This window comes from Pseudomonas sp. MN1F, assembly GCF_009391885.1.
GTDB lineage: Bacteria > Pseudomonadota > Gammaproteobacteria > Pseudomonadales > Pseudomonadaceae > Aquipseudomonas.
Map to the genome: position 1 here is coordinate 60628 of NZ_VZII01000031.1, position 25895 is coordinate 86522.

The window sequence follows — 25895 nt, forward strand, 5'->3', positions numbered from 1 at the left end:
CGGTTGCTGGCTCGCACTGCATGATGTCGTAGTAGAATGCCCGTTCAACTTCCGCACACAGGTTACTCAGTGCAGATGAACAGACAGGGACGTAGCTCGGAAATCGAGGCAGGCCTGCACCACCAGGACCTGTTCCCCATTCGTGAGGTTTCCCGCCTGACCGGCGTCAACGCCGTGACCCTGCGTGCATGGGAGCGCCGCTACGGGCTGATCCAGCCGACACGCACCGAAAGTGGTCACCGGTTGTATTCCCAGGCGGATATCGAACAGGTCCGGAGCATCCTGGGTTGGCTCGAACGTGGCGTTGCAGTCAGCAAGGTTGGCGGCATTCTGGCCCGCGGCCAGGCCGTCGCCCAGGGCGTGATTTCGCCTGACAGCAGGGCACAGTGGCAGGCTCAGGTGCGCAAGGCTGTGAATCGCTTCGACGCGTCGAGCCTGGACCTGCTGTTCGACCAGGTGTTCGCGACAATCGCCCTGGACCAGGTGTTCAGCGAAGTGTTCTTGCCCGTCTGGCATGATCTGGCGGCGGGGCAGGGGGCATTCGGCCAGGCCAGCGAGTGGCTGTTCCTCGACCAGTTCCTGCGTGGCCGGGTGTTCTCCCGTTTGCAGCTTTCTCGTCAGCCGCGCGTCCGCCATGTGCTGCTGGCCCCGCTTCCCGGGCTGTGCCATGAACTGGAACTGCTGGTGACCGGCTTGCTTCTGGGCAGTGAGGACATCGGCGTGAGTCTGCTCATGCCCGGCCAGTCGCTGGAAGAATTGCCGCTGGTGTGTGAGCGCCTGCGGCCGGATGCCCTGGTGCTGTTTGCCAACCATTCGCCCACAGTCGAATTGAACAAGCGCCTGAGGCGCCTGGCAGCAGGCCTGGAATGCCCATTGCTGTTAGCTGGCGAGGCGGCAGAAAACGCCCAGGACAGTCTCGCCGGCAGCCCGGTTGCGTGCCTGGGTGCGCAAAGCGAGTTGATGCGGCGCCGCTTGCGGCAGTATCTGGCCGGTCAGCTCGATACCTGATCGTGCAGTTCTGGATGGGCCTGGCGATGGGCCTGCAGGATGTACTCACGCAGCCGGTCGATTTCTTCGGCGGGGCTGCGGCTGAGGTCGTAGGCGGCCAGGTCCGGGCCGATACGCCGGCGCAGCCTGCCATGCAGGCCGATCGGGCTGATGCCATGCGGGGCAAAATGCAGGTCGAAACGTGATGGGGCTTTGGCCAGGCCACGCACCTCGAGCAACGCACCCTTGAATGAAATATCCCGGACCAGCAGGCCACTGGCCTTGCCCTTGGCATCCAGCAGTGCGCTGGGCTGCTCCATCGACAGGCGCCAGGGGCGCAGCATCGGGCCGTCGTCTTCGTAGATTTCCGGTGAGCCGATCTGCAGGTGAACGGCATGGAACTCGTCTTCCACCAGCTGCAGCGGGAAGCTGATCTGCTGGTTGTTGAATTGCGCCTGCAGGGTCACCTGCTCGTTGGCCACCAGGCGGGCGAGCAGGGACTGGATATGGCGGTCGCCATTGACCAGCAGGCTCGACACCGGGTCGGCCAGGTTCAATTGCGGGGAATGCTGCATGTCCTGGATGAAATCCAGTTCGTCCTGAGTCAGGAGCGTTTCTGCTTGCATGATCGAACTCGGTGATGACGATTTCTTCAACGGGAATTGACCGTGCTCAAAGCGCTTGGTTCAGCCGCGTTCGTCGGAATTCCGACGAGCGTGCATTTCGGCCAGTTCGCGCTCAAGTTCTACCTGGCGGCTGACGTCTTTCTGGATACCGATGAAGTAGGTGCGCTGATCGGCATCGTGCCTCACCGGGGTGATCGACAGCTCGTTCCAGAACGCGCTGCCATCCTTGCGGTAGTTGCGCAGTATTTCACGGCAGGGACGGCCTTCGGCCAAGGCCTTGCGAATGCGTGCCCGGCCCAGTTGATCGCGATCATCGGCCTGCAGGAAGCGGCAATCCTGGTAGAGGATTTCGTCACGGCTATAGCCGGTCAGGCGTTCGAAGGCCGCATTCACGTAGATCAGGATGGTGTCGTCGCCTTCCTGTTCGGCGACCACGATCCCGTCGTTGGATGCGTCGACCATCGATTGCAGCAGCTGCGCGTTGATCATGTCCGGACCATGGGGCAATGAAGGGGACTTTGGTAGAGCCGGCCTTTTGCCAGCGCCGAATGCTAGTATCCTACGTTTTCACTCAGTTTCGGAATCCTCTTCCTGATGAAAGTCGCCATTATTTCCGGCTCGGTGTACGGCACCGCCGAAGAAGTTGCCCGCCACGCCGAGTCGTTGCTCAAGGCTGCAGGCTTTGAAGCCTGGCATGCTGCCCGTGCTACCCAGCAGGATCTCGAGGGTTTTGCCCCTGAAGCGTTGCTCGCGGTGACTTCGACCACTGGCATGGGTGAATTGCCGGATAACCTGATGCCGCTGTTCAGCAGCATTCGCGACACCCTGCCCGCGGCCTGGCGGGGGCTGCCGGGCGCGGTGATTGCCCTGGGTGATTCGAGCTATGGCGATACCTACTGCGGCGGTGGCGAGCAGCTGCGCGAACTGTTTGCCGAGCTGGGGGTACGGGAAGTGCTGCCGATGCTCAAGCTCGATGCCAGCGAGACCGTGACTCCAGAAGCTGATGCCGAGCCATGGCTGGCAGCGCTTGCTCAAGCACTGAAAGCCTGAGGTATTTCGTCAGCCTGCGCTGGCCGGCTCATGCTTGCTCCCGCAGCAATGCGAGCCAGGCCTGTGCCGCGCGCGACAGGTAGGCTCCACGCCGCCAGATGAAAGCGATATCCCAGCGCAGATCTGTCGGCGCCCTCAGCGGCAAGCGCACCACCCCGGGGCGCTCCAGCGCTTTTGCTACCACACGGGGCAGCAGCACCACGCCCTGGCCCGCCGCGACCAGCGCCACCAGGAAGTCCGCCTGGCCGCTGCGGCCACCTTCCTTCGGGGTGAAGCCTTGCTGCTGGCAAGCCTTGAGCAAGCGATCGTTGAGCACGAAGCTGCGCTGGTAGAGCAGGAAGGGTGTATCCGCCAACTGCTTCAGGCTCACCTGGTCCAGCCCGGCCAGCGCATGCCCGGTTGGTAACAGGGCATCCAATGGTTCATTGCAAAACGGCTGGTACTCGAACGCCGGGTCGCTCGGGGTGAGGCTGCCGCCCAGCTCCAGTTCGCCATTCCTCACCGCCTGTTCGATGCTAAGGCTGCCGCCTTCAAGCAACTGAATGGCGATGTTCGGATGGCGCCTGCGGTATTCGGCGAACAACCCGGCGAACAAGGTATCGCTGCCCAGCATCGGCAAGCCCAGGCGCAACTCGCCGCGCGCCATCTGGCTGAGATCGTCCAGCTCACTGAGCAGCTCCTGACGCTGGCGCAGCAGCGCTTCGCCGCGCTCCAGCACGATGCGCCCGGCGGCCGTCAGATGCAGCTGCGAGGCCTGGCGCTCAAGCAGCGGCTGGCCCACATCTTGCTCCAGCTGGGCGACCTGCTTGCTCACGGCGGACTGGCTGATATGCAAGGTCTGGGCGGCTTGGGTAAAGCCGCCGCGATGGACCACTTCGATGAAACTGCGCAGCTGTTTGAATTCCATGCTCGTGATTCCATTGTGGAATGGCTGCAAGTCTAACAATTCGCTTTTGGCCTAGGCAGCCAAATCTTAAAATGAGGGCCTGTCGAGGAACCGCTGCCCATGAAACCCGCATTATTGAAAAAGCCCCTGCGCCTGCTCGCCGAGCTGGCGGTCCTGCTGGCCTTGTTCCTGTTCGGTGGCCAACTGGCCGCCTGGCTGGGTTGGCCGATCCCTGGCGGGGTGATGGGCCTGGGCCTGCTGTTGCTGCTGTTCGCCTGCGGCGTGCTCAAGCCGGCCACCTTGCAACTGGGGGCTGGCTGGCTGATGGCGGAAATGCTGCTGTTCTTCATCCCGGCCCTGATGAGCCTGCTCGATTACGGCAGCCTGGTGCGCAGCGAAGGTTGGCGCATCCTGCTGGTCATCGCTGTGAGTACCCTGATGGTCATGGTGGTGACTGCCGTGACCGTGGAACTGGTCTGCCGCTGGAGGCTGCGCCATGAGCCTTGAACCCATGCCGCTGTTCTGGCTGGCACTGACCTTGGTGGCCTACCTGGCCAGCCGCTGGCTCTATCGGCGCACCGGGCGCTACCTGATGTCGCCACTGATCCTGGTCCCGGCCTTGCTGTTGGCGGTGGCCGTGCCGCTGCACACGGCCTACGCCGAATATTCGCGCAACACCCATTGGCTGATGAGTGTGCTGGGCCCGGTGACCGTCGCCTTTGCCGTGCCGATCTGGCAACAGCGAGCGATGCTGGCGCGGCATTGGCCGGCGCTGCTGGTGGGCATGGTGGCGGGCAGCGCGGCGTCGATCGCCAGTTCGTGGAGCCTGGCGCACCTGTTGGCACTGGATGATGCGATCAGCCTGTCGCTGGTGCCGCGTTCGATCACCACGCCTTTTGCCATGCCGCTGGCCCATGACCTGGGCGGCGTGCCAGAGCTGACAGCGGTATTCGTGATGTTCACCGGGGTGCTCGGTGCGATGTTCGGCGGCGTGCTGCTGCGCTGGTTGCCGCTGCGTACACCGCTGGCGCGGGGTGCACTGTTCGGTGTGGGCGCGCATGGTGCCGGGGTCAGTCGGGCTCAGGAAGTGGGCCGTGAAGAGGGTTCGGTGGCCGGCCTGGTCATGGTCCTCACCGGGCTGCTCAACCTGTTCGCCGCACCGCTGCTGGTGATCCTGCTGTGACCGTTCGTGCCACTGACCCGCTCGGTCATCAAGCTGGCTGGTAACGCAAGTTTCATCTGCTGGGCTGCTGATTACACTCAACCTCGACATAGAGAGCACATGAAAGTGCCGAGGTGACATGCAATGACCGCAGCCTTGCCCTATTCCGACACCACCACTCCACCGGGACAACTCTGATGCCTATGGCCGAGATTCCATTGCGCGTCTGGCGTACCCGGGGACAAAGTTTTTCATTCCGGGGCCAGAGCATCCGCTACTGGACCGCAGGGCAAGGAGAGCCCCTGCTTCTGTTGCATGGATTTCCCACCGCGAGCTGGGATTGGCATTACCTGTGGGCTCCGCTGAGCCAGCGCTTCCGGGTGATTGCCTGCGACATGCTCGGCTTTGGCGATTCCGCCAAGCCACTCAACCACTACTACAGCCTGATGGAGCAAGCGGACCTGCAGCAGGCTCTGCTGACGCATCTGGACATTGACCAGCCGATGCACCTGCTGGCGCACGACTACGGTGGCAGCGTGGCTCAGGAACTGCTGTCGCGCCACCACGAACAGCGCGCCGACATCGCCAGCTGCGTGTTCCTCAACAGTGGGCTGTTCCCGGAAAGCTGTCAGATACCACGGGTCCAGAAGCTGCTGCTCAGCCGCCTGGGCTGGCTGGTGGGGCGTTCGTTCGGGCGCGACGACCTGGTGCGCAACGTGACCCAGATCTACGGCCCGTGCACCCACCCCAGTGAAAGCGCGCTGGACGATTGCTGGAGCCTGATTGCCGCCAACAACGGCACGCGCATCCTCCACAAGCTGGTGGGCTACCAGCCTGAGCGCAGGCAGCATCGCGAGCGCTGGGTCGGGGCATTGCAGCGCGAGGGTGTACCGCTGCGGTTCATAAACGGCATCGCCGACCCGTTGTCCGGCGCGGATATGGTCGAGCGCTATCGGCAGCTGGTGCCTAACCCCGATATCGTGCAACTGCAAGGGATCGGCCATTACCCGCACACCGAAGCGCCAGCGCAGGTGCTGCGCCATTACCTGGCCTTTCGCGAACAGTTGCTGAGCTACCTGCCGCAGAAAGTTGCTTGGTCCTGAACCCGCTATCTCACAGGCGCTACACCTATCAAGCCATGCACACGCCCATAAAAAAGGCCGCTGCAAACGCAGCGGCCAATCGAGACGTTAGATCAAGGAGCTTCAAAATCAACGTCGGTGAACCTCGCGGGCCTGAAAGGCGGGGGGAGAGCCCTTCATGCCGGCCAGTGAGGTAAGAATAAGCGCTTGATCCTGTGGGAAAAATAGCGGCTTGTGACATTCACCTTTACGTTTCGGGCAACAGTGCCGGGCGGGTGTTTCAGGCCGCTGGCGAGTAGCCCATGCGCCAACTGGTGTCCCGCGCTGCCGCCAGCAGGCGCTGTGCTGCCGGGCCGTGTTCATCGGCATGGAAGATCGAGGTCGGGCCGACTACCGTCATCACCGCCGCGATCTGCCCCATGGCGTTGAACACCGGCGCAGACAACGCATCCACACCTGGCATCAACAGGCCGTGCACGTGGTGCAAGCCCCGTTCGCGGATCTCTGCCAGCAAGCCTTGGTAATCGCTGGCGCTTTGCTGCAGCACTGCCAGTTCGCGGTCACGCAACTCCACGGTCTCCCGCTCGGGCAGATGGGCGGCAAACACCAGGCCGGTGGAGGAACTGAGCAGGGGCAGCACCGAGCCTATCTGGGTCACCACCGTGACCGCACGCACGGCGGGCTCGATGCTCACCACCGTAGCGCCCTGGTTGCCCCATACCGCGATGAAGCAACTCTCGTTCAGCTCATCGCGCAGTTGCGACAGCGGCAGCGCCGCCACTTTCAGCACATCGATGCTGCCCAGTGCCGCCAGCCCCACGCGCAACGCCTCACGCCCCAGGCCATAGTGGTTGGTGGCGGCATCCTGCTCGGCAAAACCACTGGCGATCAGCGCCTGCAGGTAGCGGTGCACCTTGCTTGCCGGCATCTGCACATGCTCGGCCAGGCGCGACAGCGAGGTGGACGGGGACAGTTCGGCGAGGGCCTTGAGGATGTCGGTGCCGACTTCCGCCGAGCGGACTTTCTGCTTGCCGTTGTCGGCGGGGGAGCTGGCTTTGGCCATGGGTAGGAAGCTTCCGGATTTTTCGCGTCGCGCCTTTATAGCTTGACGCCTGGCGGGGAGCAAATTACGTTATTCGTAATCAGATTACGATAAAAACAAAATCCGGAGGCTTCGATGAACCGCGACACGTCCCCCGATCTTCAGTACCTGAGCGGTTTCGGCAACGAATTCGCCAGCGAAGCCCTGCCTGGCGCCCTGCCGGTCGGGCAAAACTCGCCACAGAAGGCTCCCTACGGCTTGTATGCCGAGCTGCTGTCGGGCACTGCGTTCACCATGGCCCGCAGTGAACTGCGCCGTACCTGGCTGTACCGCATCCGCCCCTCGGCCTTGCACCCGCGCTTCGAGCGCCTGCAGCGCCAGCCATTGGGCGGCCCGCTGGGCGCGGTCACGCCCAACCGCCTGCGCTGGAACCCGCAGCCCATCCCCAGCGAGCCAACCGATTTCATCGAAGGCTGGCTGCCAATGGTGGCCAACTCGGCCGCCGAAAAGCCGGCTGGGGTCAGCATCTACATCTACCGCGCCAACCGCTCCATGCAGCGGGTGTTCTTCAACGCCGACGGCGAACTGCTGCTGGTGCCGGAACAGGGCCGCCTGCGCATCGCCACCGAACTGGGCGTGATGGATGTCGAGCCTCAGGAAATCGCCGTGATTCCGCGGGGCATGAAGTTCCGTGTCGAATTGCCCGATGGCCAGGCCCGCGGCTACATTGCCGAAAACCACGGCGCGCCGCTGCGCCTGCCTGACCTGGGGCCGATCGGCAGCAATGGCTTGGCCAACCCGCGTGATTTCCTCACCCCGGTGGCGCACTACGAAGAAGGTGATGGCCCGGTGCAGCTGGTGCAGAAGTTCCTGGGTGAGCATTGGGCCTGTCAGCTGCAGCACTCGCCGCTGGACGTGGTCGCCTGGCATGGCAGCAACGTGCCCTACAAGTATGACCTGCGCCGTTTCAACACCCTCGGCACGGTCAGCTTCGATCATCCGGACCCGTCGATCTTCACCGTGCTGACTTCCCCGACCAGTGTGCACGGCATGGCCAACATGGATTTCGTGATTTTCCCGCCGCGCTGGATGGTGGCCGAGAACACCTTCCGTCCACCGTGGTTCCACCGCAACCTGATGAACGAATTCATGGGCCTGATCAACGGTGCCTACGACGCCAAGGCCGAAGGTTTCCTGCCGGGCGGTGCCTCGCTGCATGGGGTGATGAGCGCCCACGGGCCGGATGCCGAAACCTGCGAAAAGGCCATCGCCGCCGAGCTGGCACCGCACAAGATCGACAACACCATGGCTTTCATGTTCGAGACCAGCCAGGTGCTGCGCCCGAGCCTGCAGGCACTCGACAGCCCGCAGTTGCAGGCCGACTACGATAGTTGCTGGGCCACCTTGCCGAGCACCTTCAACCCGAACCGGAGATAACCCATGAACCAGACCGCCATTGCCCGTAGCTGGGTCGAGCACGCCAACGGGCACAGCGACTTCCCGCTGCAGAACCTGCCGCTGGGCATCTTCAGTCGCCCAGGTGAAGCGCTGCGCTGTGGCGTCGCTATCGGCGATGCCATCCTTGACCTGGAAGCCGCGTTGGCTGCGTGCCTGTTCGATGGCCAGGCCAAAGCAGCAGTGCAAGCCACCCGCGGCGGTGCGCTGAACGCGTTCTTCGCGCTGGGGCGGGATGCCCGGGTGGCGCTGCGTGAGCGTCTGCTGGTGCTGCTGGGCGAACACAGCGAACATCAGGCAGCGCTCAAGGCTGCGCTGTATCCGGCCAGTGAGTGCCAGCTGCACCTGCCGGCCAAGGTCGGCGACTACACCGACTTCTACGTCGGTATCCAGCACGCCACCAACGTTGGCAAGCTGTTCCGCCCCGACAACCCGCTGCTGCCCAACTACAAGTACGTACCGATCGGCTACCATGGCCGCGCTTCGACCTTGCGCCCATCGGGTACCGAGGTCCGGCGCCCGAAAGGCCAGACTCTGCCGGCCGGCCACACCGAGCCGAGCTTCGGCCCCTGCGCGCGGCTGGACTACGAACTGGAGCTGGGCATCTGGATCGGCCAGGGCAACGACATGGGCCAGGCCATTCCTATCGCCGAAGCTGATCAGCACCTTGCCGGCCTGTGCCTGCTCAACGACTGGTCGGCGCGGGATATCCAGGCCTGGGAATACCAGCCACTGGGCCCGTTCCTGTCGAAGAGTTTCATCACCACGATTTCGCCGTGGGTAGTCACCGCCGAGGCCCTGGAGCCCTTCCGCTGTGCTCAGCCGGCCCGTCCGGAAGGCGACCCGCAGCCGCTGCCTTACTTGCTCGATCAGCGTGACCAGGCCAATGGCGCCTTCGATATCGAACTGGAAGTGCTGCTGCTCACCGAGCGCATGCGCGAGCAGGGTATGCCGGCTCAGCGCCTGGCCTTGAGCAACACCTTGAACATGTACTGGACCGTGGCCCAGCTGATCGCCCATCACAGTGTCAACGGCTGCCAGCTGCAGCCTGGCGACCTGTTCGGTTCCGGCACGCTGTCGGGTGCCTCTCCTGATTCGTACGGCAGCCTGCTGGAGACCACCGTGGGCGGCAAACAGCCGGTGGAGCTGGCCAGTGGTGAAATCCGCAAGTTCCTCGAAGACGGTGACGAAATCATCCTGCGTGCCCGCTGCAAGCGTGATGGCGTGGCCAGCATCGGCTTCGGCGAATGCCGCGGCAAGGTCATCGCGGCCAACTGAGGGAGCAGGCCATGGAGCTGTATACCTATTACCGTTCCACCTCTTCCTACCGGGTGCGCATTGCCCTGGCGTTGAAGGGCCTGGCGTACCAGGCCCTGCCGGTCAACCTGCTCAAGGGCGACCAGCGCGGTGATGCTTACGTCGCGGTGAACCCGCAAGGCCGGGTGCCGGCCTTGCGCACCGACGACGGTGAACTGCTGGTGCAGTCGCCTGCGATCATCGAGTACCTGGAAGAGGTTTATCCACAGCCGGCGTTGCTGCCGGCTGGCGCTGCAATACGTGCCAAGGTGCGTGGTGTGGCGGCGATCATCGGCTGCGATGTGCATCCATTGCACAACGTGAGTGTGCTCAACCAACTGCGCCAGCTGGGCCATGACGAGGCACAGGTCAATCAGTGGATTGCACACTGGATAGGCCAGGGGCTGGGCGCCGTGGAGCAGTTGATTGGCGATCATGGTTATTGCTTTGGTGATGAGCCGGGGCTGGCGGATGTGTACCTGATTCCGCAGTTGTACGCGGCCGAGCGCTTCAATATCGACCTCAGCCGCTATCCACGCATCGCCCGGGTCGCGGCACTGGCCAAGGGGCATCCGGCGTTCGCCAAGGCGCATCCGTCCTGTCAGGTGGACACGCCGGCTCAGTGAAGCGAACGGTTCACCGTCGGTAGTTTGCCGATACGTTCGGAGAGCTTCAGGCGCTGGACCGGATCGTCGGTCAGCAGCAAGGCATGCTCCAGGTCGAAACGTTCGGCCTGGGGGCAGTCCAGGTGTTGATACAGCGTTGCGCGGGTCATGTAGTCACTGACCTGGGCCGGGCCCAGTTGCATGACCCGTTCGGCGTCGATCAGCGCGGCCAGGTGATTGTCGTTGCTGATATGCAACTGGCGCAGGTTGCGCGACAGGCGCTGCAGCATCTGCGTGGCGCTGGCGCTGCGCAGGTGTTCGGCCGTCAGCGGCACATGCGGGCCGAACTGGCGCGCCAGCAACTCGCGGCAATCATTGGGGTACAGGCGGCGGCCCCCGCAAGGGTCGAGCAGGTGATCGGCACCGGGCACGCGCAACAGGAAGTGCCCAGGGAACGCCACGCCTTCCAGTGGTATCGACAGGCGCCGGGCCAGTTCCAGGGTAAGGATGGCCAGGGCCAGGGGCTGGCCGCGTCGGCGTTGCAGTACCTTGTCCAGCAACGCTGCTTGCGGGCGCAGGGGGTGGTATTCGTCCTGCTGAAAACCCAGTGCATTGAGCTGGCGCAGCAGCGGCTGGGCCAGTTCGGACAACGGCAGCATGGGCAGGCAGGCACTGATCTGCCCTTGCAGGTTTTGCAGTGTGGCAAGGCTGGCCGCAGGCTCGACCTTTCGATCATGCTCGACGGCGATCCACAACGCAGCTTCCAGCAGGGCGACCGGCTCGCGCTCCAGGCAGGCCAGGCAGGCTTGACGTGGCTTCATGGGGTTCTCCACACACGCTTGAGTATTAGCTGCGGGGCGTGGATTCGTCCAGTGGTCCGCCCGCAGTGTCGGCATCTGGCGCGTGCCTATACTGGTAGGAGCACCTCGTTGGGGAGCCCGTCGATGTTCGCGCTGATGCAAAGCACCCGTACCCAGTCGCTGCACCTGTTCATTGACCCGCCCACTGGCCTCAAGGCCGTCGTGGCGATTCACAGCGAGAAATTGGGCCCGGCGGTGGGTGGTTGCCGCTACCTACCCTATGCCGATGACGAGAGCGCCATGACCGACGCCATTCGCCTGGCCCAGGGCATGAGCTACAAGGCCGCACTGGCGGGCTTGCCGTTGGGTGGCGGCAAGGCGGTGATCATGCGCAACCCGCATGTGGAAAACCGCGCGGCACTGTTCGAGGCGTTCGGCCGTTTCATCGATACCCTGCAGGGGCGATTCATCATTGCCGTGGACAGCGGTACTTCGACCCTGGACATGGACTGCATCGCCCAGAGCACACCGCATGTCACCAGTACCACGGCTTCCGGCGACCCGTCACCGCATGCCGCCATGGGCGTGTTCGCTGGCATCCGTGCCACCTCTCAGGCACGCCTGGGCAGCAGCAACCTCGAAGGCCTGCGCGTGGCCGTGCAGGGGCTTGGGAATGTTGGTTATGCACTGGCCGAGCAGCTGCATGCGGCGGGCGCGGAGTTGCTGGTCAGCGACCTGGACCCTGGCCGGGTGCGCCTGGCGGTGGAGCAGTTCAATGCTCATCCGGTAACCAATGACGCCCTGATCAGCACCCCCTGCGATATTTTCGCGCCCTGTGGCGTTGGGCCGGTGCTCAATGGCCAGACGGTGATGCAACTGCGTTGTGCGGCGGTGGCGGGGGCGGCAAACAATCAGCTGACCACCTTGCAGGTGGCTGATCAGTTGGAGGCGCGCGGCATCTTGTATGCCCCCGACTATGTGATCAATGCCGGCGGCCTGATCTACGTGGCGCTGAAGCATCGCGGAGGTGACCTGGGCACCATCACCGCGCACCTGGCGCGGATACCGACGCGGCTGACCGAGGTGTTCGGCCATGCCCAGGCGGAAAAGCGCTCGCCGGCCAGGGTGGCGCAGATGCTGGCCGAGCGCTTGCTGTACGGTTGAGGGCCCGGCTGCAGGGTGCCTCAATCATGCATCAGCCATGGCCTCAGGTCCTTGAGGTTGGCGACCACGATCTGTTGCGCTTCAGGGCTGGTCGCCACATTGCGTGGGTCGATCTGATAACGCTGCAGCACATACTTCACCAGAGCCCTGCGGCTAGGCACGACCAGCTGCCCTTCAATCATGCCGAAGTCGGCTTCGATGATCGCCTTCTGCGCCTCGCTCAAACGCCCATCGGGCTCGAAGATCACCGGAATCTCGGCATTCCAGTCTTCGTCCTGTGCCCGGGTGTTGGGTGACTCATCCAGCAGGTCCGGCTGCCCGCGCAAACGGCTGAGTACGAAGTCGCGATATTGGCCGTTCTTTTCACAGTACGCCCGCACATGCCAGCGCATGCCGGTGTAGACCAACGTGTGCGGCGCGATGAGGCGCACCTCGACATTTGGCGTGTTGAGTGACACGTACTCGGTTTCCAGGCGCAGGCCTTCACGGCAGGCCTTGAGCAGGGGGCGCAGAACCTCCGGCCGAATGGGCCGGTCCGGCACCTCCAGCACCTTGGTGTGGGCATAGGCCAGTGCCAGGCCGTCAATGTGCGGGGCGCGTTCACCGTTCTGATACAGCAGGTGCAAGTAAGCGCTTGCGCTGTCCTCGATGAACTTGGGCTTGAACTGCTTGCTGGGTACATAACCCTTGAGCTGTTTGTCATACGCCAGATTCTTCGGCGCATGCTCGGTGATGTAGGTATTGATGTCCTTGGATGCCTGCTGCCGGCTGATGCCGAAACTCTGCATCAGATGGCCGGTGGTCAGGCGGCCTTCCCACCAGGCGACGGTCTCGATCAGCTTGTAGCGCAGTGCCAGGTCCCAGCGTACCTGCTCGACGGTTTGCTTGCGTTTCATGGCCTCTCCTGAGAAAGCATGCCGGGCGGCATATCGAAAGCGTGATTATGTGTAAAGTTTAAGGTCACGTCTATCGTATGGTCTTGTCATGATCTTGACCTTACGTGTTTTTGGGTCGCGCCCGGTGCATTGGCCCATCACATGCCTTTGCTGCTTGGACGGCTCCCTTTGGTGGTGATGTCAAAAAGCTACTTTTGCTCCGGATGCCCTACCCGAAAACCGCTTCCTTGAAGCCTCCCAACGTGCATGAGTAGTTTACCTGTATAAGTCTACATTCTAGATCTGTCTTCAAACTCTACATATATTCTCCTCGTCTTCAGGGCACATCGGCTCACTCAAGGAAAAGGAAATGGGTATGTGGGAAGTGATTGCGACAGGTGCAGTTGTGGTGATGGGCATCATTCTGCTGGTGCTGCTGTATCAGAGTTTGAGGCTGCACGAACTGTGGAAGATGGGGCTTGCCTGCCAGAAGAACGCGCGTTGGGCGCAGATCTGGGAGGCAGAGAACCGCGAGCTGCGCTCGGCGCTGCGCGCAGAGCAGGCACAGATCGAGCAACTGCAGAGGAAGGTGGTGCTTTTGCAGGAGTTGATCCCGGCCCAAGGGTAAGGAAGGGGCATGAAAAGACGTGAGCGGATCAAGGTTTGCTGCGGGCATACGTGCCGTGAGCCGAGCGAAGGTGGCCGGTGTCTAGCCCCTCGCCTCGAATCGCACGGTTGCAACGCTTTCGAGGGGGGCTTACTCGCCCCCTTTTTCCGCTGTATCCAGGTCAGCCAACGCCGCCGCATTGCTCTTGAACGCCGCAGCAAACACCGCTCGGTTCTTGGCCATGAAGATGCTTGCCTCTTCGGCAATGTTTTCATCCAGCCCAGGTACATGTTTCACCAGAACCTGAGTAAGCACCTCGGCCAGTTCCAGCATCTGGTCATGGGCGTCTGCGAGTTTGCGGTCCAAGAACGTGGTCTCCAAATCGCGCGTGCTGCGGTAAAGAATCTCAACAGCCATACGAGGCCTCTCGGTCAGTGGTAGCAGGGGGCGCTTTCGTGCGCCTGCTGCTTTGCGGTTCAGTTGCTATCCAGGCAGTCGGGCAGAATGCCATTACCTGATACTGTATCGATATACAGTAATGGCAAGGCAGTCATTTCGCAACCAGAAATTGTAGCTGTGCTGAATTCGCACGCCGCCCGTGCCTTGCGGCAATCGGTCGCCTTCCAAGGCAGGGGCCTGGCCCTTTAACTGCATGGCACAAGCGTCACAGGCGTGACGCATCATCCTTCATGTCGTATCGGGGAATCGCACATCGTGGATATCAAATGGGCTGAAAAACTGCGCAAGGGCCTGCACGGCTCGGCCGACGCGCTGGGCAACCTGTGTGTGGAAGCGTTCCACTACCTGGCGCTGTTCGGCATTGGCGCGATTACCGCCTACGCGGCGGTTGTGACCTTCCTGGACATGCTCGGCAAGGGTGGGGTCAGCGTCGATGACATCCTGCTGCTGTTCATCTACCTGGAGCTCGGGGCGATGGTCGGTATCTACTTCAAGACCAACCACATGCCGATCCGCTTCCTGCTGTATGTGGCGATCACCGCGCTGACGCGCCTGCTGATCGGCGATGTGTCGCACCACAAGGCGCCGGACGAAGGGCTGCTGTACGTGTGCGGGGGCATCTTGCTGCTGGCGTTCTCGATCCTGGTGGTGCGCTACGCCTCGTACCGCTACCCCTCGACCAAGGTGCTGGACGCCAGCGGCAATGAGGTGGAGGAGGGCAAGTAGCCCTCAGTTGGCCAGGCCGACGGCCGTCAGGTGACAAGGCTCGTGGTGGCTGCCACGGGTCAGCGCGGCGAGGACCTGCAACGGGTTCTGCCCCAGTTCGATCGCAAGGCCCAGGCGGATGCTGTCGATGACCCGTTGCAGGCGCACCGGGTCGTTGCGCTGGGCCTGGCTGATCAGGCGCTTGGCGACCACGCCGGCGTCGTCGGAAAGGGTCAGCATGATGCTGCCGTCCAGCCGTTCGATACTCAGGTTGACCCGGTATTCCGGGGCGAAGGCGGCGCTGATCTGTTCGAATGGGTTGTTCATGGTCGGGGTCTGCAATGAATGACTGCAGAAATTGACCGGAAAACCCGCAGGTTGGTTCACGCCCATTGATCGCTGCAAACGAAAACGCCCGGCACAGGCCGGGCGTTGTTGGTTCTTGCAGATGGTCAGGCCTCGGGGTCACTCAGTTCCAGTGCACCGCGCTTGCTGCGCAGCTTGCCGTAGAAGTGTTCCAGCGCATTGTTCAGCTTGCTGGCGGCACCGTCGACCGCCAGGTCCAGTGAGGTGGCGGTATGGGTCACGGAAATCGGCTGATGGCCTTTCGGGCGAGCCTCCAACTGGCAGCGTTTGTCATGTAGGCCGGGCTTGGCGCCGTTCTCGTCGCGCAGATGCACCTCGATGCGGGTGAGGTCGTCGTCATAGCGTTCGAGGGTGGCTTCCAGCGTACTGCGGACCCACTCGTTGAGACGGATGTTGCCTTCGATATGGTTGCTGCTGTTGACCTGGATTTGCATGATTCCAATCCTTATTCAGCTTGCTCGCATGGAGGCGTGCCTAGGCCATTGAGGGCCTTGGTATTTCTGCGCCTCTTGACTCTAAGGTCAGGCAACGGCGAGACGAATACAACCCCTTTTTGAAAATAAATTTGTTGTTGCAAATTCAGTAGAGGGGTTCGCCGCGACCCTTGCAGCGCCTGTCGGCGAACACCCGACAGCCCCCATAGAGATTTTGCTTATGAGAATTAAACTCATTACTATTGCATCCCCACTCCCCGGACCCTCGCCATGAAACGCTCCGCCGCCGGACCCCCTCTCAGCTATCGCCTGGCCGTGGTTTCACGCAGCCTGGCGGCGGTGCTGGGCGGCTATCTGCTGGCGTCGTCGATCAGTGTCTGCCTGGCCCTGCTGCTGCCATTGCCCCAGGTCGACGCCACGCTGACCGGCCTGATGCTCTCGTTCGTGTTCTACCTGCTGGCCTTCATCTGGTGCTTCGCCTGCCGCAGCGCCTTGCGTGCCTGGCTTGGCGTGCTACTGCCGAGCCTGGTGCTGGGGCTGCTCGGTGGGTTCGCCTACTGGATGAAAAACCCATGAAGGAAGGCTTCCGCCAGGCCATGGCCTGGCTGCACACCTGGACCGGCCTGATCTTCGGCTGGCTGCTGTTCGCCATCTTTCTCACTGGCACCTTGTCGTATTTCAAGCAGGAGGTCAGCCACTGGGCGCAGCCGGAAGTGCGCCGCCATGCGCTCGACCCGGTCGCCAGCCTGGGCCTGGCCCAGCGCTATCTGGAGAGCAACGCCGCGCACTCGGGCAGCTGGATGATCCGCCTGCCGAGCGAGCGCGACGCCGCCTTGAGCGTGGGCTGGCGTGACCCCGAGGGCGGGCGCCGGGGCTTTGTCAGGAAGGCTCTGGACGCACAGAACGGGCAGCCGGTCGCGGCGCGTGACAGCCGTGGCGGCGAGTTCTTCTACCGCTTCCATTTCGAACTGCAGATGCCGTATCCGTGGGGCCGCTGGCTGTCGACACTGTGCGCCTTCATCATGCTGCTGGGGCTGGTCACCGGGATCATCACCCACAAGAAGCTCTTCAAGGAGTTCTTCACTTTCCGCCCTGGCAAGGGCCAGCGCTCGTGGCTGGATGGCCACAACGCCATCGGCGTGCTGGTGCTGCCGTTCCACCTGATGATCAGCTACAGCAGCCTGGTGCTGTTCATGTACATGGTCATGCCGGCCAGCATCATGGCCAGCTATGGCAATACCAGCGGTTATTTCAATGACCTGTTCGGCCGCGACGAGGCGCCGAAGGTGGCCAATGTCGCCACGCCATTGGTGCCGCTGGCGAACCTCTATGCCAAGGTCCAGGCGCAAGTGCCGGGGGCGCGCATGGGCTTCATCCAGGTACAGAACGCGGGTGATCGCAACGCACGGGTTACCTTTACCCAGTCGTCGGCGGACAACGTCCCCTATAAGCGCAGTGCCAGCTGGACCTTCGATGGTGCCACCGGCGAACTGCTGCAACAGGGCGCACCGGAAAGCGCCACGATGTTGACCTCTTTCAGTTTCGCGGGCCTGCACATGGGCAATTACGCCGGGCCCTGGCTGCGCTGGTTGTACTTCGCCTTCGGGCTCGCCGGCACGGCGGTGATCGGCACCGGCCTGGTGATGTGGCTGGGCAAGCGCCAGCTCAAGCATGCCAAGAGTGAACGCCTGCCGGGCGAACTGCGCCTGGTCGAAGTGCTCAACATCGCCAGCATGAGCGGCCTGGTCCTGGCCGTGGCCGGCTTCTTCTGGTCCAACCGGTTGCTGCCGGTGGCACTGCAAGGACGGGCCGACTGGGAGGTGAACACGTTCTTCCTGGTCTGGCTGGCGTCGCTGCTGCATGCCGTGCTGCGCCCGGGGCGCAAGGCCTGGGCCGAGCAACTGGCACTGGGCGCACTGGCTTTCGCCCTGTTGCCCTTGCTCAACGCCCTGAGCACCGGTCAAGGCTTGAACGTCTCTGTGCCAGCTGGCGACTGGGCCATGGCCGGGTTCGACCTTGCCGCCCTGGCGTGTGGGCTGTTCCTGGCCTGGGTTGCGAGCAAGATGCTGCGCCCACCGAAGCCCGTCGCAAAATGTGCGCCGAAGGCGGCCAAGGTTTCGCCCGAAAGGGTCGAGGTGCAGCGATGCTGAGCATTGCCCTGATCGGTTTCGCCGGTTTCGCCGCGCTGTGCCTGGCGATGGAAAAGCACTTCAGCGAGCTGCTCAAGCGCAAGCCTGGCCACGGTCAGTTGCGTGCATTGCGCGTTGGCGGCTGGCTGCTGCTGATGCTGTCGCTGGTCCTCTGCGTTCAATGGCGTGGTTGGGCTCATGGTCTGGTGGAGTGGTTCGCGCTGTTGATGGCCGGCGTCACTCTTTGGGTGTTCGGCTTGCCCTATTTGCCACGTGTGCTGCTGGGCCTGGCTGCTGTCAGCCTGGTGCTGGGCCCACTGTTGGCCGTGTTTGCCGGGTGATGCCATGAGCGAAACCGACAGCGAAAGCACCCGCGCGCGTTTCGTCGAGGTGTTCCAGGCCCAGCGTGCGCGCATGGAGGCGCTGGTCAGCCGCCGGGTCGGCTGCCGTGCCACCGCGTCCGACCTGGTCCAGGAGCTGTTCCTGCGCTTCTGGCGCCGCCCCGAGGTCAAGGTCGAGGCGCTCGACACTTACCTGTTGCGCTGTGCCGGTAACCTGGCCATCGATCACCTGCGCAGTGAGGGCAGCCGAGAACGCGTCGCTGAAGCCTTGCTACCGCTGGGTGAAGCGGGCCAGGCCCAGGCGCCGGAGCAGGCCGTCGAGGTCGATCATGACCTGCAGCGTGTGGAAGCCGCCCTGCGAGCGCTGCCTGAGCGCACCCGGCAGATCTTTTTGCTCAACCGCGTCCACGGCTGCAAGTACGGTGAAATCGCCAACGCCATGCAGCTTTCCCAGAGCAGCGTGGAGAAGCATATGATGCGCGCCCTCGAAGCGTGCAAGGCGAGTGTTGCCGAGCCCGCGACCTTCACTCGCAGGCCTGGGAGCGCCCGCCGATGAGCCATCCAGACCCGATCACCGCTGCGCAGTCCGCGGCGGCCTTGCAGTGGCTGATGCGGATCAACCAACAGCCAGCGGCTTCGCACAGCGCAGCGTTCAAACGCTGGTTGCTGGAGGACCCGAAGCATCGCGAAGCCTATACCGAGGCCCAGTTGCTGTGGCAGCTCAGCGAAGCACCGGCAGCGCGTCTGGCCGAGGAACAACACGCAGACCTGCAACACTACTTGCGGGCCATGGCCAAGCCGCCTGGCAAAGGCCATTGGCGGCGCGCCGGTATGGCGTTGGCTGCGGCGTGCCTGGTGCTGGCTGTGACTATGGCGGGTGGCTGGCGGCCGAGTGACTGGTTGCTGAACCTGCAGGCCGATTTCAGCAGCAGTGATGCGATTCGCCAGGTGACCCTGGCGGACCAGTCGCAGGTGACCCTGGATGCGGGCAGCGCCATCGCCGTCGACTTCCAGCAGGGTGAACGCCGCGTGCGCCTGTTGCATGGCGCAGCGTTCTTCCAGGTTACCCACACCGGTCAGCCATTCGTGGTAGAGGCCGCTGGCGGCGAGGTAAGGGTGCTGGGGACGCAGTTCGAAGTGCGTGACCAGGGGCAGGGTGCGCAGGTCATCGTGCGTAGCGGGCGTGTGGCAGTTATCCCGGCGGCTGGGCAGGCCGGTCAGGTACTGACGGCCAACCAGCAACTGGCCTTTGCCGACGGGCATGCAGGCGAATTGGCGAGCGTGGACAGCGACAGCCGCCTGGCCTGGCGCCAAGGCTGGCTGAACTACTACCAGGTGCCGCTGGCGCAGGTGGTGGCAGACCTGGGCCGCTACTACCCCGGCCGCATCGTGTTGCTCGACGGCGAGTTGGCGCAGCGCAAGGTCAGCGGCAGCTTCCCGGTGGATGAGCCTCTGGCGGCACTGGACTCGCTGGGCAAGGTGCTGGGTTTCTCGCGGCAAACCTTGTTGGGGCGGCTGACCGTTATCCGCTGACAAAAAAACTTCACAAGTGGGTGAGGTAACTGGAGTTGGCATCCGTGTAATGAGTGGAAGTGCGATTCATTCGCAGTAATAGCCCTCTCACAGGTCAGCGTCCATGAAGTTCACCCCGCGTTGCGTTCCCCTCTGGCTCGGCCTTTCTGCATGCTCGGCCATCACCGCTGCCCCTGGCCTCATGGCCGCCGAGCAACGCCAGCTGCACAGCTTCGCCATGGCCAGCCAGCCGCTGGCCCAAGCCCTCAACGCTTTCAGCCGTGCCACTGGCCAGAGTGTGGTCTACACCCTCGAATTGCCCGGCGTGCAGGCCCCGGCCGTCAACGGCGCGTTCAGCGCCGAAGAGGCCCTGCAACAGTTGCTGGGCAACAGCGGCCTGACCTGGCGCCGCCTCGACGCACGCACCCTGACGCTCGAACCTGTGGATACCTCCGGCGCCCTCAACCTGCAGGCCACCACCGTGACCTCGCAGATGGACAGTTACAGTTATCAGCCGCCCGCCAGTGCCTCGATCATGCGCGGCCAGGGCCCGTCCCAGGACATCCCCCAAGCGATCAACGTTGTGCCGGCCCAGGTCATCCGCGACCAGGCCCCACGCAACCTCGACGACGCCCTGGCCAACGTCAGCGGCATCACCCAAGGCAACAACTTCGGTGGCACCTCCGACACGGTGATGAAGCGCGGCTTCGGTGACAACCGCGATGGCTCGATCATGCGTGACGGCATGCCGCTGGTGCAGGGCCGCAACCTCAGTGCCAGCACCGAGCGGGTCGAAGTGCTCAAGGGCCCGGCCTCGCTGCTGTATGGCATCCAGGACCCGGGCGGGGTGATCAACGTGGTCAGCAAGCGCCCGCAACTGCAGCAGTACAACGCCCTGACGGTACGCGGTTCCACCTACGGCAGCGGCAAGAACGGCAGCGGCGGTGGTTTCGACAGCACCGGCGCGCTGGGCGACAGCAACTTCGCCTACCGCCTGATCGTCGATCACGAGGATGAGGACTACTGGCGCAACTTCGGCGTGCACCGCGAGTCGTTGGTAGCACCGTCGCTGGCCTGGCTCGGCGACGACACTCAGGTGGTGCTGGCCTACGAGCACCGTGAATTCCTCTACCCGTTCGACCGCGGTACGGCATTCGGCAGCAACGGCCACCCGCTGGACATTCCGGCTACCCGCCGCCTGGACGAACCGTTCAACGACATGGAGGGGCGCTCCGACCTGTACCGCCTGGAGGTCGACCACCAACTGGCCGACGACTGGAAACTGCACTTGGGCTACAGCTTCAACCGCGAGACCTACGATGCCAGCCAGGTTCGCGTTACCGCTGTGAACGAGGCCAAGGGCACGCTGACGCGCAGCATCGACGGCACCCACAACGCCATGAGCCGCGACCAGTTCGTCACCCTCAGCCTCAATGGCAATGTCGAACTGGCCGGCATGCAGAATGACCTGCTGTTTGGCATCGACCACGAAGACCGCAAGATCTTTCGTGGCGACCTGATCCGTCAGACCGCTCGATCTACCTTCAGCTACGTAAACCCGGTCTACGGCCAGGAAGTGGAGGGCACCACGGTGCGTGCAAGCGACAGCGACCAGACCGACAAGCTGCGCACCGACGCCTTGTTCGTGCAGGACGCACTGCACCTGGACGAGCACTGGATTCTGGTGGCAGGGGCGCGTTACCAGCAGTACGACCAGTACGCCGGCCGTGGCCGCCCGTTCAAGGCCAATACCGACAGCAACGGCCAAGCCTGGGTGCCGCACGCGGGCATCGTCTACAAGGTCGATGAGCAGCTGTCGTTGTATGGCAGCTACAGCGAGTCATTCAAGCCCAACTCCAGCATCGCCCCGCTGACCGGTGGCGTGGTGCTGGATTCGTCGGTGGCGCCGGAGGAGGGCAAGTCCTGGGAGCTGGGCGCCAAGCTGGACATGCCGGGCAGCCTCACCGGGACCCTGGCGCTGTTCGATATCACCAAGCGCAACGTGCTGGTTTCCAACTTCGACAGTGGCACCGGCGAGACGGTCTACAGCAGCGCCGGGGAAGTCAGCTCACGCGGCGTGGAACTTGACTTGACCGGGCAGCTCAGCGAGCGCTGGAGCCTGATCGGCAGTTACGCCTATACCGATGCCAAGGTGACCAAGGACCCCGACCTTGAGGGCAACCGCCTGCAGAACGTGGCCCGGCATAGCGGTTCGCTGTCGGCGGTGTATGACTTCGGCAGCCTGTTTGGCGGCGATCGCCTGCGTGTGGGGGCCGGGGCGCGTTATGTGGGCGAGCGGCCAGGGAACTCGACCAATACCTTCGACCTGCCGAGCTACACCGTGGCTGACGCGTTCGCCAGCTACGAGACCAAGCTTGACGAGCACAATGTGCGGCTGCAACTGAACATGAAGAACCTGTTCGACAAGGTCTACTACAGCTCGGCGGTGAACCAGTATTTCGTCGCCATTGGCGATGCGCGGCAGGTGAGCCTGTCCAGCACCTTCGAGTTCTGACCTGCGGGAGCGGCTTTAGCCGCGAATGGCCATACGATACTCGCCAGGGGTTGCACCGAACGCCTGGCGAAAGCGATTGCTGAAATGGCTGGCACTGGCAAACCCGCACAGCAGTGCCACCTGGCCCAACGGCACCTCACCCAGGCGCAACAACTGGCAGGCCCGGTGCAACCGTCGCGCCAGCAGGTACTGATGCGGCGGCAAGCCGAAACTGGTGCGGAACATCCGCGCAAAGTGATACTCGGACAGGTTGCAGCGCAGTGCCAGTTCACCCAGGGTAATCGGCTGGTCGAGGTGCGCCTCGATGTACTCCACCAGTTGCCGGCGCAGGCTCGGCGCCAACCCGCCTTTCAGGCGCAACCCCTGGCGCAGGCCAACCTGGCTGAGCACGGCATGGTCGACGATCTCGTGGGCCAGGCTGCTGGCCAGCAACCGTTCGGCGGGCTCATCCCAGTCCAGGGTGATCAACTGGCGAAAACGCACGGCTTGCTGCGGGTCATCGAGGAAGGTCGCTTCCTGCAGCTGCAGTTCACGTGGCTCACGGTCGAGCAGGCGCACACAGCCCAGGGCGAACTGCGCTTCGCTGATGTACAAATGGGCCAGGCGAATCGCACCGTTCACCACCCAGTTCGACTCTTGCCCCGCCGGCATGATGCACAGCTTGTTTGGCGCGCCCTTGTCGGCCGGGCGCTGGCGGCGAAAGGTGCCGGTGCCGTCGGCGATGTAGCACGACAGCGTGTGATGGCTCGGTGCCTGGTAGTCGCGCGCGTCGTCGCGGTTGCTCCACAACGCTGCCGCCAGCCCGTCGCCCAAGTGCGCGCTCAGCTCCAGCCGGGCGTTGGGCGAGGCGTGCATGGCGTTGAACACTTGCAGCTGGGTGAGCGGGGTCATGGGCGGTTCCTCTGGGCTCATCCTACTGCGCCAATCTGTCGCTGACAGCCACCTGTGAGCGAAAAGCGCAAGTTTGTGCAAGCGCATGGCGGTGGGCAGGGAGAACACTGATGGCGTTGAATCTGAAAGGCCCAAGGAACCGCCGCCATGAACCTGTCCCTGTACCTGCTCACCGTCCTGATCTGGGGCACCACCTGGATTGCCTTGAAACTGCAACTGGGCGTAGTCGCCATCCCGGTGTCGATCGTCTACCGCTTCGCCCTGGCCGGCCTGATCCTGTTCGCCATTCTTCTGCTCAGCCGCCGCTTGCAGTCGATGAACCGGCGTGGCCACCTGATCTGCCTGGCGCAGGGCTTGTGCCTGTTCTGTGTCAACTTCATGTGCTTCCTCACCGCCAGCCAATGGGTCGCCAGCGGCCTGATCGCCGTGGTGTTCTCCACCGCCACCTTGTGGAATGCCCTCAATGCCCGGATCTTCTTTGGCCAGAAGATCGCCAGCAATGTCCTCGCGGGCGGTGCGCTTGGCTTGCTCGGCCTGGGCCTGCTGTTCTGGCCCGAGCTGTCGCACCACGCGGCCAGCCGTGAAACCCTCTACGGTCTTGGCCTGGCACTGCTTGGCACGCTGTGTTTCTCGGCTGGCAACATGCTTTCCAGCATGCAGCAGAAGGCCGGGCTCAAGCCCATGACCACCAATGCCTGGGGCATGCTCTATGGCGCGGCAATGCTGGCGGTGTATTGCCTCGTCAGCGGCATCCCTTTCGCCATGGAATGGAACACCCGCTACATCGGTTCGCTGCTGTATCTGGTCATCCCCGGCTCGGTGATCGGCTTCACCGCCTACCTGACCCTGGTCGGGCGCATGGGGCCGGAGCGGGCGGCCTACTGCACCGTGCTGTTCCCGCTGGTGGCGCTGAACGTATCGGCATTTGCCGAGGGCTATCAGTGGACGACACCGGCGCTATTGGGGCTGGTGGCGGTGATGGCGGGCAATGTGCTGGTCTTTCGTAAAGTCAGGGTCAGACCTTCGGTTGTGATCGAGGCCACACGCTGAATGCACGTTTGACAACTGGTAGAAATGACAGGTGTGTGTCCGAGTATCCCGATTCAGAATTGTCGAGCGCAGTTCATTTGGGATCAGCCCATGTCATCTACACAGGCAGGAAGCCAATCTCTTGCATTCAACCAGGTATGGCTGATCATCTCGCTGGCGTTGGCGTTTCATATCGTGCCGCTGCTCATGGCCGATCACTTGTATCTGGACGATTACTGGCGCACCGTTCTTGCTGAAAATGACTGGACCAGCCAAGGACGACCATTGACCGCTGCCCTGTTGGCCTTTCTGGGGTTTGCCAATGGTGCGCCAAACATCGATCCGCTGCCATTGCTACTCGCACTGCCAATCGTTGCCTACTCGCTCGCCCGGCTTGGTCGGCATTGGTACTCGACACCGTCTGTTGCCCACGTACTGGTGTTACTGCCCTTGTGGTACCAGCCTTTTTTCCTGCAGAACCTGTCCTATCAGTTTGACGGCGCCGCCATGGCGCTGGCGCTGATGGCGAGTATCCTGGCCATCACGGTAACTACCGAAGCCATGAAGTCCTGGTTTCTGGGATGCCTGCTGGTGGCCACGGCGGTGGCTTTCTATCAGGTCGCCGTCAATGTGTTCATTGGCTTGTGCTGCCTGGACATCATGCGTCAAGTAATGGATGGGGCGTCGTTCAGTTGCATCAGGCGTCAGGCAGCGCAGCGACTGACACAGCTGATGGCGGGTTGCTTGCTCTATTACGTGGCCTGCTCAAGGATGATCACGGTGCCGCGAGGTAGCTTGCTTACTTTCGATGGGCACTGGCCGGAGCTGATCAGAGGACGTTTGTCAGATGTTTGCGCTGACCTACGTCTGCTGGCCACGCCCCAGACAACCTTGTTCATGGAAGCTTTGCTGGTATTGGCAGGCGTTGCCCTCGTGACAGAGTTGGCATGCCTTTGGCGGCGGCCGTGTTCACGATGGGAGCAGTTGGGGTTGACGGTGGCTCTCTTGTTGCCGGTACCTGTGATCTATGTTTCGATCACAGGCGTCATGCTTCTATTTGCCGATTATGATCACGCTGCCCGGACGTTGATGGGGTTCGGGGTCGCTTGCGTGATGGTGCTGTTACTGGTGCAACGCGCATTGATGCGATTGCCGCGCATCCAGATAGCAATTTTGCTGATCCCCAGTTTGTTCATGCTGTCGATCGCGTTCGCGTACGGGCGGGTGCAGTCGATGCAGAAGGAATTGAACCAGGCCCTGGCTCATTCGATTGCTCAGGATCTGTTTTCAAGGAGCGAGCTGGGCTCATTGGACCGCTACTACCTGGACGGGCAATGGATCAGCCAACGCTGGTTGCCAAGTGCACAAGGCTTGTTCCGGACGCTACCGGTGCTGACCCATGTACAGGGTGTCAATGGTTACGTGATGGTGCTGCCCGAGATGTTGACCTTTGCCGGCGTTGCCAATGTCGGACCGGCACTGGGCGGATCTGCGCCGATGAGCCGTCGACAAGTACTGGACCTCAGCCCGATCCCTGTGGTCGAGCGAGCGCTTTACGAGATTCACAGAGTGGGCAACACAGGATATGTGCTGATGAAGGCGCCGCCGGTCAACTCAGCGGCTCCTTCTCATGCACTTCCAGGCCTGCGCCACGAATAGTGCGGTTCAGCAGCCCTTCCACACTTGCGGATTCACCAGATCGCGCGGCCGCTCGCCGAGCAGCGCCGCACGCAGGTTGTCCATCGCCCGGTTGGCCATGGCCTCACGGGTTTCGGCAGTCGCCGAACCGATGTGCGGCAAGGTCAGCGCATTGGGCAGCTGGAACAGTGGCGACTCGCTCAGCGGCTCCTTCTCGTACACATCCAGGCCGGCGCCAC

The 25895-nt window shown here is 62.9% G+C and carries 30 protein-coding genes; 19 read left to right on the top strand and 11 right to left on the bottom strand.

Annotation, left to right across the window (positions count from 1 at the left end; translation table 11 throughout):
- Positions 1–75 precede the first annotated feature (75 nt).
- Positions 76–1008, top strand: coding sequence for a MerR family transcriptional regulator (locus tag F6X59_RS15900; protein WP_152957035.1), 933 nt, complete (start codon positions 76–78; stop codon positions 1006–1008).
- On the opposite strand, the gene F6X59_RS15905 is transcribed toward F6X59_RS15900, so the two are convergent.
- Together F6X59_RS15905 and F6X59_RS15910 are read right to left on the bottom strand one after the other, a co-directional pair.
- The gene (locus F6X59_RS15905) at positions 993–1613 is read right to left on the bottom strand and encodes a hypothetical protein (protein WP_152957036.1); all 621 of its coding nucleotides are present in this window, start codon (positions 1611–1613) and stop codon (positions 993–995) included. The two genes, F6X59_RS15900 and F6X59_RS15905, sit on opposite strands and share 16 nt — an antisense overlap.
- A 60-nt stretch (positions 1614–1673) precedes the next feature.
- Positions 1674–2102 carry a PAS domain S-box protein gene (locus F6X59_RS15910; protein WP_103449064.1) on the bottom strand — a complete coding sequence of 143 codons (429 nt, stop codon included), beginning with the start codon at positions 2100–2102 and terminating at the stop codon, positions 1674–1676.
- A gap of 105 nt (positions 2103–2207) precedes the next feature.
- Here F6X59_RS15910 and F6X59_RS15915 point away from each other — a divergent pair, with 105 nt between their 5' ends.
- Positions 2208–2663, top strand: a complete 456-nt coding sequence (locus F6X59_RS15915; protein WP_152957037.1) for a flavodoxin — start codon at positions 2208–2210, stop codon at positions 2661–2663.
- Between the two features lie 28 nt (positions 2664–2691).
- On the opposite strand, the gene F6X59_RS15920 is transcribed toward F6X59_RS15915, so the two are convergent.
- Positions 2692–3570 carry a LysR family transcriptional regulator gene (locus F6X59_RS15920; RefSeq protein WP_152957038.1) on the bottom strand — a complete coding sequence of 293 codons (879 nt, stop codon included), beginning with the start codon at positions 3568–3570 and terminating at the stop codon, positions 2692–2694.
- A gap of 99 nt (positions 3571–3669) precedes the next feature.
- On the opposite strand from F6X59_RS15920, the gene F6X59_RS15925 reads away from it, so the two are divergent.
- From F6X59_RS15925 to F6X59_RS15935, 3 genes are all read left to right on the top strand, one after another.
- Complete coding sequence (locus F6X59_RS15925; RefSeq protein ID WP_110639429.1) at positions 3670–4056, top strand: CidA/LrgA family protein; 387 nt, start codon at positions 3670–3672, stop codon at positions 4054–4056.
- The gene (locus tag F6X59_RS15930) at positions 4046–4732 is read left to right on the top strand and encodes an LrgB family protein (RefSeq protein WP_152957039.1); all 687 of its coding nucleotides are present in this window, start codon (positions 4046–4048) and stop codon (positions 4730–4732) included. The genes F6X59_RS15925 and F6X59_RS15930 overlap by 11 nt, the downstream gene beginning before the upstream one ends.
- Positions 4733–4908: 176 nt before the next feature.
- On the top strand, positions 4909–5814 hold the full coding sequence (locus tag F6X59_RS15935) for an alpha/beta fold hydrolase (RefSeq protein ID WP_152957040.1): 906 nt from the start codon (positions 4909–4911) through the stop codon (positions 5812–5814).
- A 259-nt stretch (positions 5815–6073) separates the two neighbouring features.
- Here the strand turns inward: F6X59_RS15935 and F6X59_RS15940 are convergent, their stop codons facing one another.
- The gene (locus tag F6X59_RS15940; protein WP_152957041.1) at positions 6074–6856 is read right to left on the bottom strand and encodes an IclR family transcriptional regulator; all 783 of its coding nucleotides are present in this window, start codon (positions 6854–6856) and stop codon (positions 6074–6076) included.
- Between the two features lie 114 nt (positions 6857–6970).
- Between F6X59_RS15940 and hmgA the strand changes: the two genes are divergently transcribed.
- From hmgA to maiA, 3 genes are read left to right on the top strand one after another with little or no spacing between them, the layout of a single operon-like run.
- The gene (hmgA, locus tag F6X59_RS15945; RefSeq protein WP_152957042.1) at positions 6971–8272 is read left to right on the top strand and encodes a homogentisate 1,2-dioxygenase; all 1302 of its coding nucleotides are present in this window, start codon (positions 6971–6973) and stop codon (positions 8270–8272) included.
- Between the two features lie 3 nt (positions 8273–8275).
- A complete protein-coding gene (gene fahA, locus F6X59_RS15950; protein WP_152957043.1) occupies positions 8276–9568 on the top strand; it encodes a fumarylacetoacetase in 1293 nt (430 codons plus the stop codon).
- A gap of 11 nt (positions 9569–9579) precedes the next feature.
- Positions 9580–10212: a maleylacetoacetate isomerase gene (gene maiA, locus F6X59_RS15955; RefSeq protein ID WP_152957044.1), complete on the top strand. Its 633-nt coding sequence runs from the start codon at positions 9580–9582 to the stop codon at positions 10210–10212.
- On the opposite strand, the gene F6X59_RS15960 is transcribed toward maiA, so the two are convergent.
- Entirely contained in the window at positions 10206–11012 is an 807-nt protein-coding gene (locus F6X59_RS15960; protein ID WP_152957045.1) for a SirB1 family protein, read from the bottom strand. The two genes, maiA and F6X59_RS15960, sit on opposite strands and share 7 nt — an antisense overlap.
- 123 nt (positions 11013–11135) lie before the next feature.
- On the opposite strand from F6X59_RS15960, the gene F6X59_RS15965 reads away from it, so the two are divergent.
- Positions 11136–12155 (top strand): Glu/Leu/Phe/Val dehydrogenase dimerization domain-containing protein, encoded by a 1020-nt coding sequence (locus F6X59_RS15965; protein WP_085675006.1) that lies wholly within the window; start codon positions 11136–11138, stop codon positions 12153–12155.
- 20 nt (positions 12156–12175) lie between these two features.
- Here F6X59_RS15965 and F6X59_RS15970 read toward each other — a convergent pair whose 3' ends face one another.
- On the bottom strand, positions 12176–13051 hold the full coding sequence (locus F6X59_RS15970) for a WYL domain-containing protein (RefSeq protein WP_152957046.1): 876 nt from the start codon (positions 13049–13051) through the stop codon (positions 12176–12178).
- 349 nt (positions 13052–13400) lie between these two features.
- On the opposite strand from F6X59_RS15970, the gene F6X59_RS15975 reads away from it, so the two are divergent.
- A complete protein-coding gene (locus F6X59_RS15975) occupies positions 13401–13658 on the top strand; it encodes a hypothetical protein (protein ID WP_152957047.1) in 258 nt (85 codons plus the stop codon).
- A 129-nt stretch (positions 13659–13787) separates the two neighbouring features.
- Here the strand turns inward: F6X59_RS15975 and F6X59_RS15980 are convergent, their stop codons facing one another.
- Positions 13788–14054 (bottom strand): YebG family protein, encoded by a 267-nt coding sequence (locus tag F6X59_RS15980; protein WP_152957048.1) that lies wholly within the window; start codon positions 14052–14054, stop codon positions 13788–13790.
- Between the two features lie 297 nt (positions 14055–14351).
- Here F6X59_RS15980 and F6X59_RS15985 point away from each other — a divergent pair, with 297 nt between their 5' ends.
- Positions 14352–14822, top strand: a complete 471-nt coding sequence (locus tag F6X59_RS15985; protein ID WP_346653576.1) for a phosphate-starvation-inducible PsiE family protein — start codon at positions 14352–14354, stop codon at positions 14820–14822.
- Positions 14823–14825: 3 nt separating this feature from the next.
- Here the strand turns inward: F6X59_RS15985 and F6X59_RS15990 are convergent, their stop codons facing one another.
- The gene (locus tag F6X59_RS15990; protein WP_152957049.1) at positions 14826–15128 is read right to left on the bottom strand and encodes a DUF3509 domain-containing protein; all 303 of its coding nucleotides are present in this window, start codon (positions 15126–15128) and stop codon (positions 14826–14828) included.
- Positions 15129–15253: 125 nt separating this feature from the next.
- Positions 15254–15601 carry an HPF/RaiA family ribosome-associated protein gene (locus F6X59_RS15995; RefSeq protein ID WP_152957050.1) on the bottom strand — a complete coding sequence of 116 codons (348 nt, stop codon included), beginning with the start codon at positions 15599–15601 and terminating at the stop codon, positions 15254–15256.
- Positions 15602–15871: 270 nt separating this feature from the next.
- On the opposite strand from F6X59_RS15995, the gene F6X59_RS16000 reads away from it, so the two are divergent.
- From F6X59_RS16000 to F6X59_RS16025, 6 genes are all read left to right on the top strand, one after another.
- The gene (locus tag F6X59_RS16000) at positions 15872–16177 is read left to right on the top strand and encodes a DUF3649 domain-containing protein (RefSeq protein ID WP_152957051.1); all 306 of its coding nucleotides are present in this window, start codon (positions 15872–15874) and stop codon (positions 16175–16177) included.
- Positions 16174–17751, top strand: coding sequence for a PepSY domain-containing protein (locus F6X59_RS16005; protein WP_152957052.1), 1578 nt, complete (start codon positions 16174–16176; stop codon positions 17749–17751). The genes F6X59_RS16000 and F6X59_RS16005 overlap by 4 nt, the downstream gene beginning before the upstream one ends.
- A complete protein-coding gene (locus tag F6X59_RS16010; RefSeq protein WP_152957053.1) occupies positions 17745–18071 on the top strand; it encodes a DUF3325 domain-containing protein in 327 nt (108 codons plus the stop codon). Before F6X59_RS16005 ends, F6X59_RS16010 begins: the two co-directional genes overlap by 7 nt.
- 4 nt (positions 18072–18075) lie before the next feature.
- A complete protein-coding gene (locus F6X59_RS16015) occupies positions 18076–18627 on the top strand; it encodes an RNA polymerase sigma factor (RefSeq protein ID WP_152957054.1) in 552 nt (183 codons plus the stop codon).
- Entirely contained in the window at positions 18624–19604 is a 981-nt protein-coding gene (locus F6X59_RS16020) for a FecR domain-containing protein (RefSeq protein WP_152957055.1), read from the top strand. The genes F6X59_RS16015 and F6X59_RS16020 overlap by 4 nt, the downstream gene beginning before the upstream one ends.
- Positions 19605–19707: 103 nt before the next feature.
- Positions 19708–22098 (top strand): TonB-dependent receptor, encoded by a 2391-nt coding sequence (locus F6X59_RS16025; protein WP_152957056.1) that lies wholly within the window; start codon positions 19708–19710, stop codon positions 22096–22098.
- A 15-nt stretch (positions 22099–22113) separates the two neighbouring features.
- Here F6X59_RS16025 and F6X59_RS16030 read toward each other — a convergent pair whose 3' ends face one another.
- Positions 22114–22989, bottom strand: a complete 876-nt coding sequence (locus tag F6X59_RS16030) for an AraC family transcriptional regulator (RefSeq protein ID WP_152957057.1) — start codon at positions 22987–22989, stop codon at positions 22114–22116.
- A gap of 147 nt (positions 22990–23136) precedes the next feature.
- Between F6X59_RS16030 and F6X59_RS16035 the strand changes: the two genes are divergently transcribed.
- Positions 23137–24039, top strand: coding sequence for a DMT family transporter (locus F6X59_RS16035; protein ID WP_152957058.1), 903 nt, complete (start codon positions 23137–23139; stop codon positions 24037–24039).
- A gap of 90 nt (positions 24040–24129) precedes the next feature.
- Positions 24130–25677 carry a glucosyltransferase domain-containing protein gene (locus tag F6X59_RS16040; protein WP_178120096.1) on the top strand — a complete coding sequence of 516 codons (1548 nt, stop codon included), beginning with the start codon at positions 24130–24132 and terminating at the stop codon, positions 25675–25677.
- A gap of 6 nt (positions 25678–25683) precedes the next feature.
- Here the strand turns inward: F6X59_RS16040 and F6X59_RS16045 are convergent.
- Positions 25684–25895, bottom strand: a 212-nt coding sequence (locus F6X59_RS16045) for an NAD(P)-dependent oxidoreductase (protein ID WP_306109985.1), incomplete at its 5' end; no start/stop codon positions are given.

Excerpts from the sequence above, each read along its gene's own strand:
- F6X59_RS15900 (WP_152957035.1), top strand. The coding sequence starts at position 76 with ATGAACAGACAGGGACGTAGCTCGGAAATCGAGGCAGGCCTGCACCAC.
- F6X59_RS15905 (WP_152957036.1), bottom strand. The coding sequence starts at position 1,613 with ATGCAAGCAGAAACGCTCCTGACTCAGGACGAACTGGATTTCATCCAG.
- F6X59_RS15910 (WP_103449064.1), bottom strand. The coding sequence starts at position 2,102 with ATGATCAACGCGCAGCTGCTGCAATCGATGGTCGACGCATCCAACGAC.
- F6X59_RS15915 (WP_152957037.1), top strand. The coding sequence starts at position 2,208 with ATGAAAGTCGCCATTATTTCCGGCTCGGTGTACGGCACCGCCGAAGAA.
- F6X59_RS15920 (WP_152957038.1), bottom strand. The coding sequence starts at position 3,570 with ATGGAATTCAAACAGCTGCGCAGTTTCATCGAAGTGGTCCATCGCGGC.
- F6X59_RS15925 (WP_110639429.1), top strand. The coding sequence starts at position 3,670 with ATGAAACCCGCATTATTGAAAAAGCCCCTGCGCCTGCTCGCCGAGCTG.
- F6X59_RS15930 (WP_152957039.1), top strand. The coding sequence starts at position 4,046 with ATGAGCCTTGAACCCATGCCGCTGTTCTGGCTGGCACTGACCTTGGTG.
- F6X59_RS15935 (WP_152957040.1), top strand. The coding sequence starts at position 4,909 with ATGCCTATGGCCGAGATTCCATTGCGCGTCTGGCGTACCCGGGGACAA.
- F6X59_RS15940 (WP_152957041.1), bottom strand. The coding sequence starts at position 6,856 with ATGGCCAAAGCCAGCTCCCCCGCCGACAACGGCAAGCAGAAAGTCCGC.
- hmgA (WP_152957042.1), top strand. The coding sequence starts at position 6,971 with ATGAACCGCGACACGTCCCCCGATCTTCAGTACCTGAGCGGTTTCGGC.
- fahA (WP_152957043.1), top strand. The coding sequence starts at position 8,276 with ATGAACCAGACCGCCATTGCCCGTAGCTGGGTCGAGCACGCCAACGGG.
- maiA (WP_152957044.1), top strand. The coding sequence starts at position 9,580 with ATGGAGCTGTATACCTATTACCGTTCCACCTCTTCCTACCGGGTGCGC.
- F6X59_RS15960 (WP_152957045.1), bottom strand. The coding sequence starts at position 11,012 with ATGAAGCCACGTCAAGCCTGCCTGGCCTGCCTGGAGCGCGAGCCGGTC.
- F6X59_RS15965 (WP_085675006.1), top strand. The coding sequence starts at position 11,136 with ATGTTCGCGCTGATGCAAAGCACCCGTACCCAGTCGCTGCACCTGTTC.
- F6X59_RS15970 (WP_152957046.1), bottom strand. The coding sequence starts at position 13,051 with ATGAAACGCAAGCAAACCGTCGAGCAGGTACGCTGGGACCTGGCACTG.
- F6X59_RS15975 (WP_152957047.1), top strand. The coding sequence starts at position 13,401 with ATGGGTATGTGGGAAGTGATTGCGACAGGTGCAGTTGTGGTGATGGGC.
- F6X59_RS15980 (WP_152957048.1), bottom strand. The coding sequence starts at position 14,054 with ATGGCTGTTGAGATTCTTTACCGCAGCACGCGCGATTTGGAGACCACG.
- F6X59_RS15990 (WP_152957049.1), bottom strand. The coding sequence starts at position 15,128 with ATGAACAACCCATTCGAACAGATCAGCGCCGCCTTCGCCCCGGAATAC.
- F6X59_RS15995 (WP_152957050.1), bottom strand. The coding sequence starts at position 15,601 with ATGCAAATCCAGGTCAACAGCAGCAACCATATCGAAGGCAACATCCGT.
- F6X59_RS16000 (WP_152957051.1), top strand. The coding sequence starts at position 15,872 with ATGAAACGCTCCGCCGCCGGACCCCCTCTCAGCTATCGCCTGGCCGTG.
- F6X59_RS16005 (WP_152957052.1), top strand. The coding sequence starts at position 16,174 with ATGAAGGAAGGCTTCCGCCAGGCCATGGCCTGGCTGCACACCTGGACC.
- F6X59_RS16010 (WP_152957053.1), top strand. The coding sequence starts at position 17,745 with ATGCTGAGCATTGCCCTGATCGGTTTCGCCGGTTTCGCCGCGCTGTGC.
- F6X59_RS16015 (WP_152957054.1), top strand. The coding sequence starts at position 18,076 with ATGAGCGAAACCGACAGCGAAAGCACCCGCGCGCGTTTCGTCGAGGTG.
- F6X59_RS16020 (WP_152957055.1), top strand. The coding sequence starts at position 18,624 with ATGAGCCATCCAGACCCGATCACCGCTGCGCAGTCCGCGGCGGCCTTG.
- F6X59_RS16025 (WP_152957056.1), top strand. The coding sequence starts at position 19,708 with ATGAAGTTCACCCCGCGTTGCGTTCCCCTCTGGCTCGGCCTTTCTGCA.
- F6X59_RS16030 (WP_152957057.1), bottom strand. The coding sequence starts at position 22,989 with ATGACCCCGCTCACCCAGCTGCAAGTGTTCAACGCCATGCACGCCTCG.
- F6X59_RS16035 (WP_152957058.1), top strand. The coding sequence starts at position 23,137 with ATGAACCTGTCCCTGTACCTGCTCACCGTCCTGATCTGGGGCACCACC.
- F6X59_RS16040 (WP_178120096.1), top strand. The coding sequence starts at position 24,130 with ATGTCATCTACACAGGCAGGAAGCCAATCTCTTGCATTCAACCAGGTA.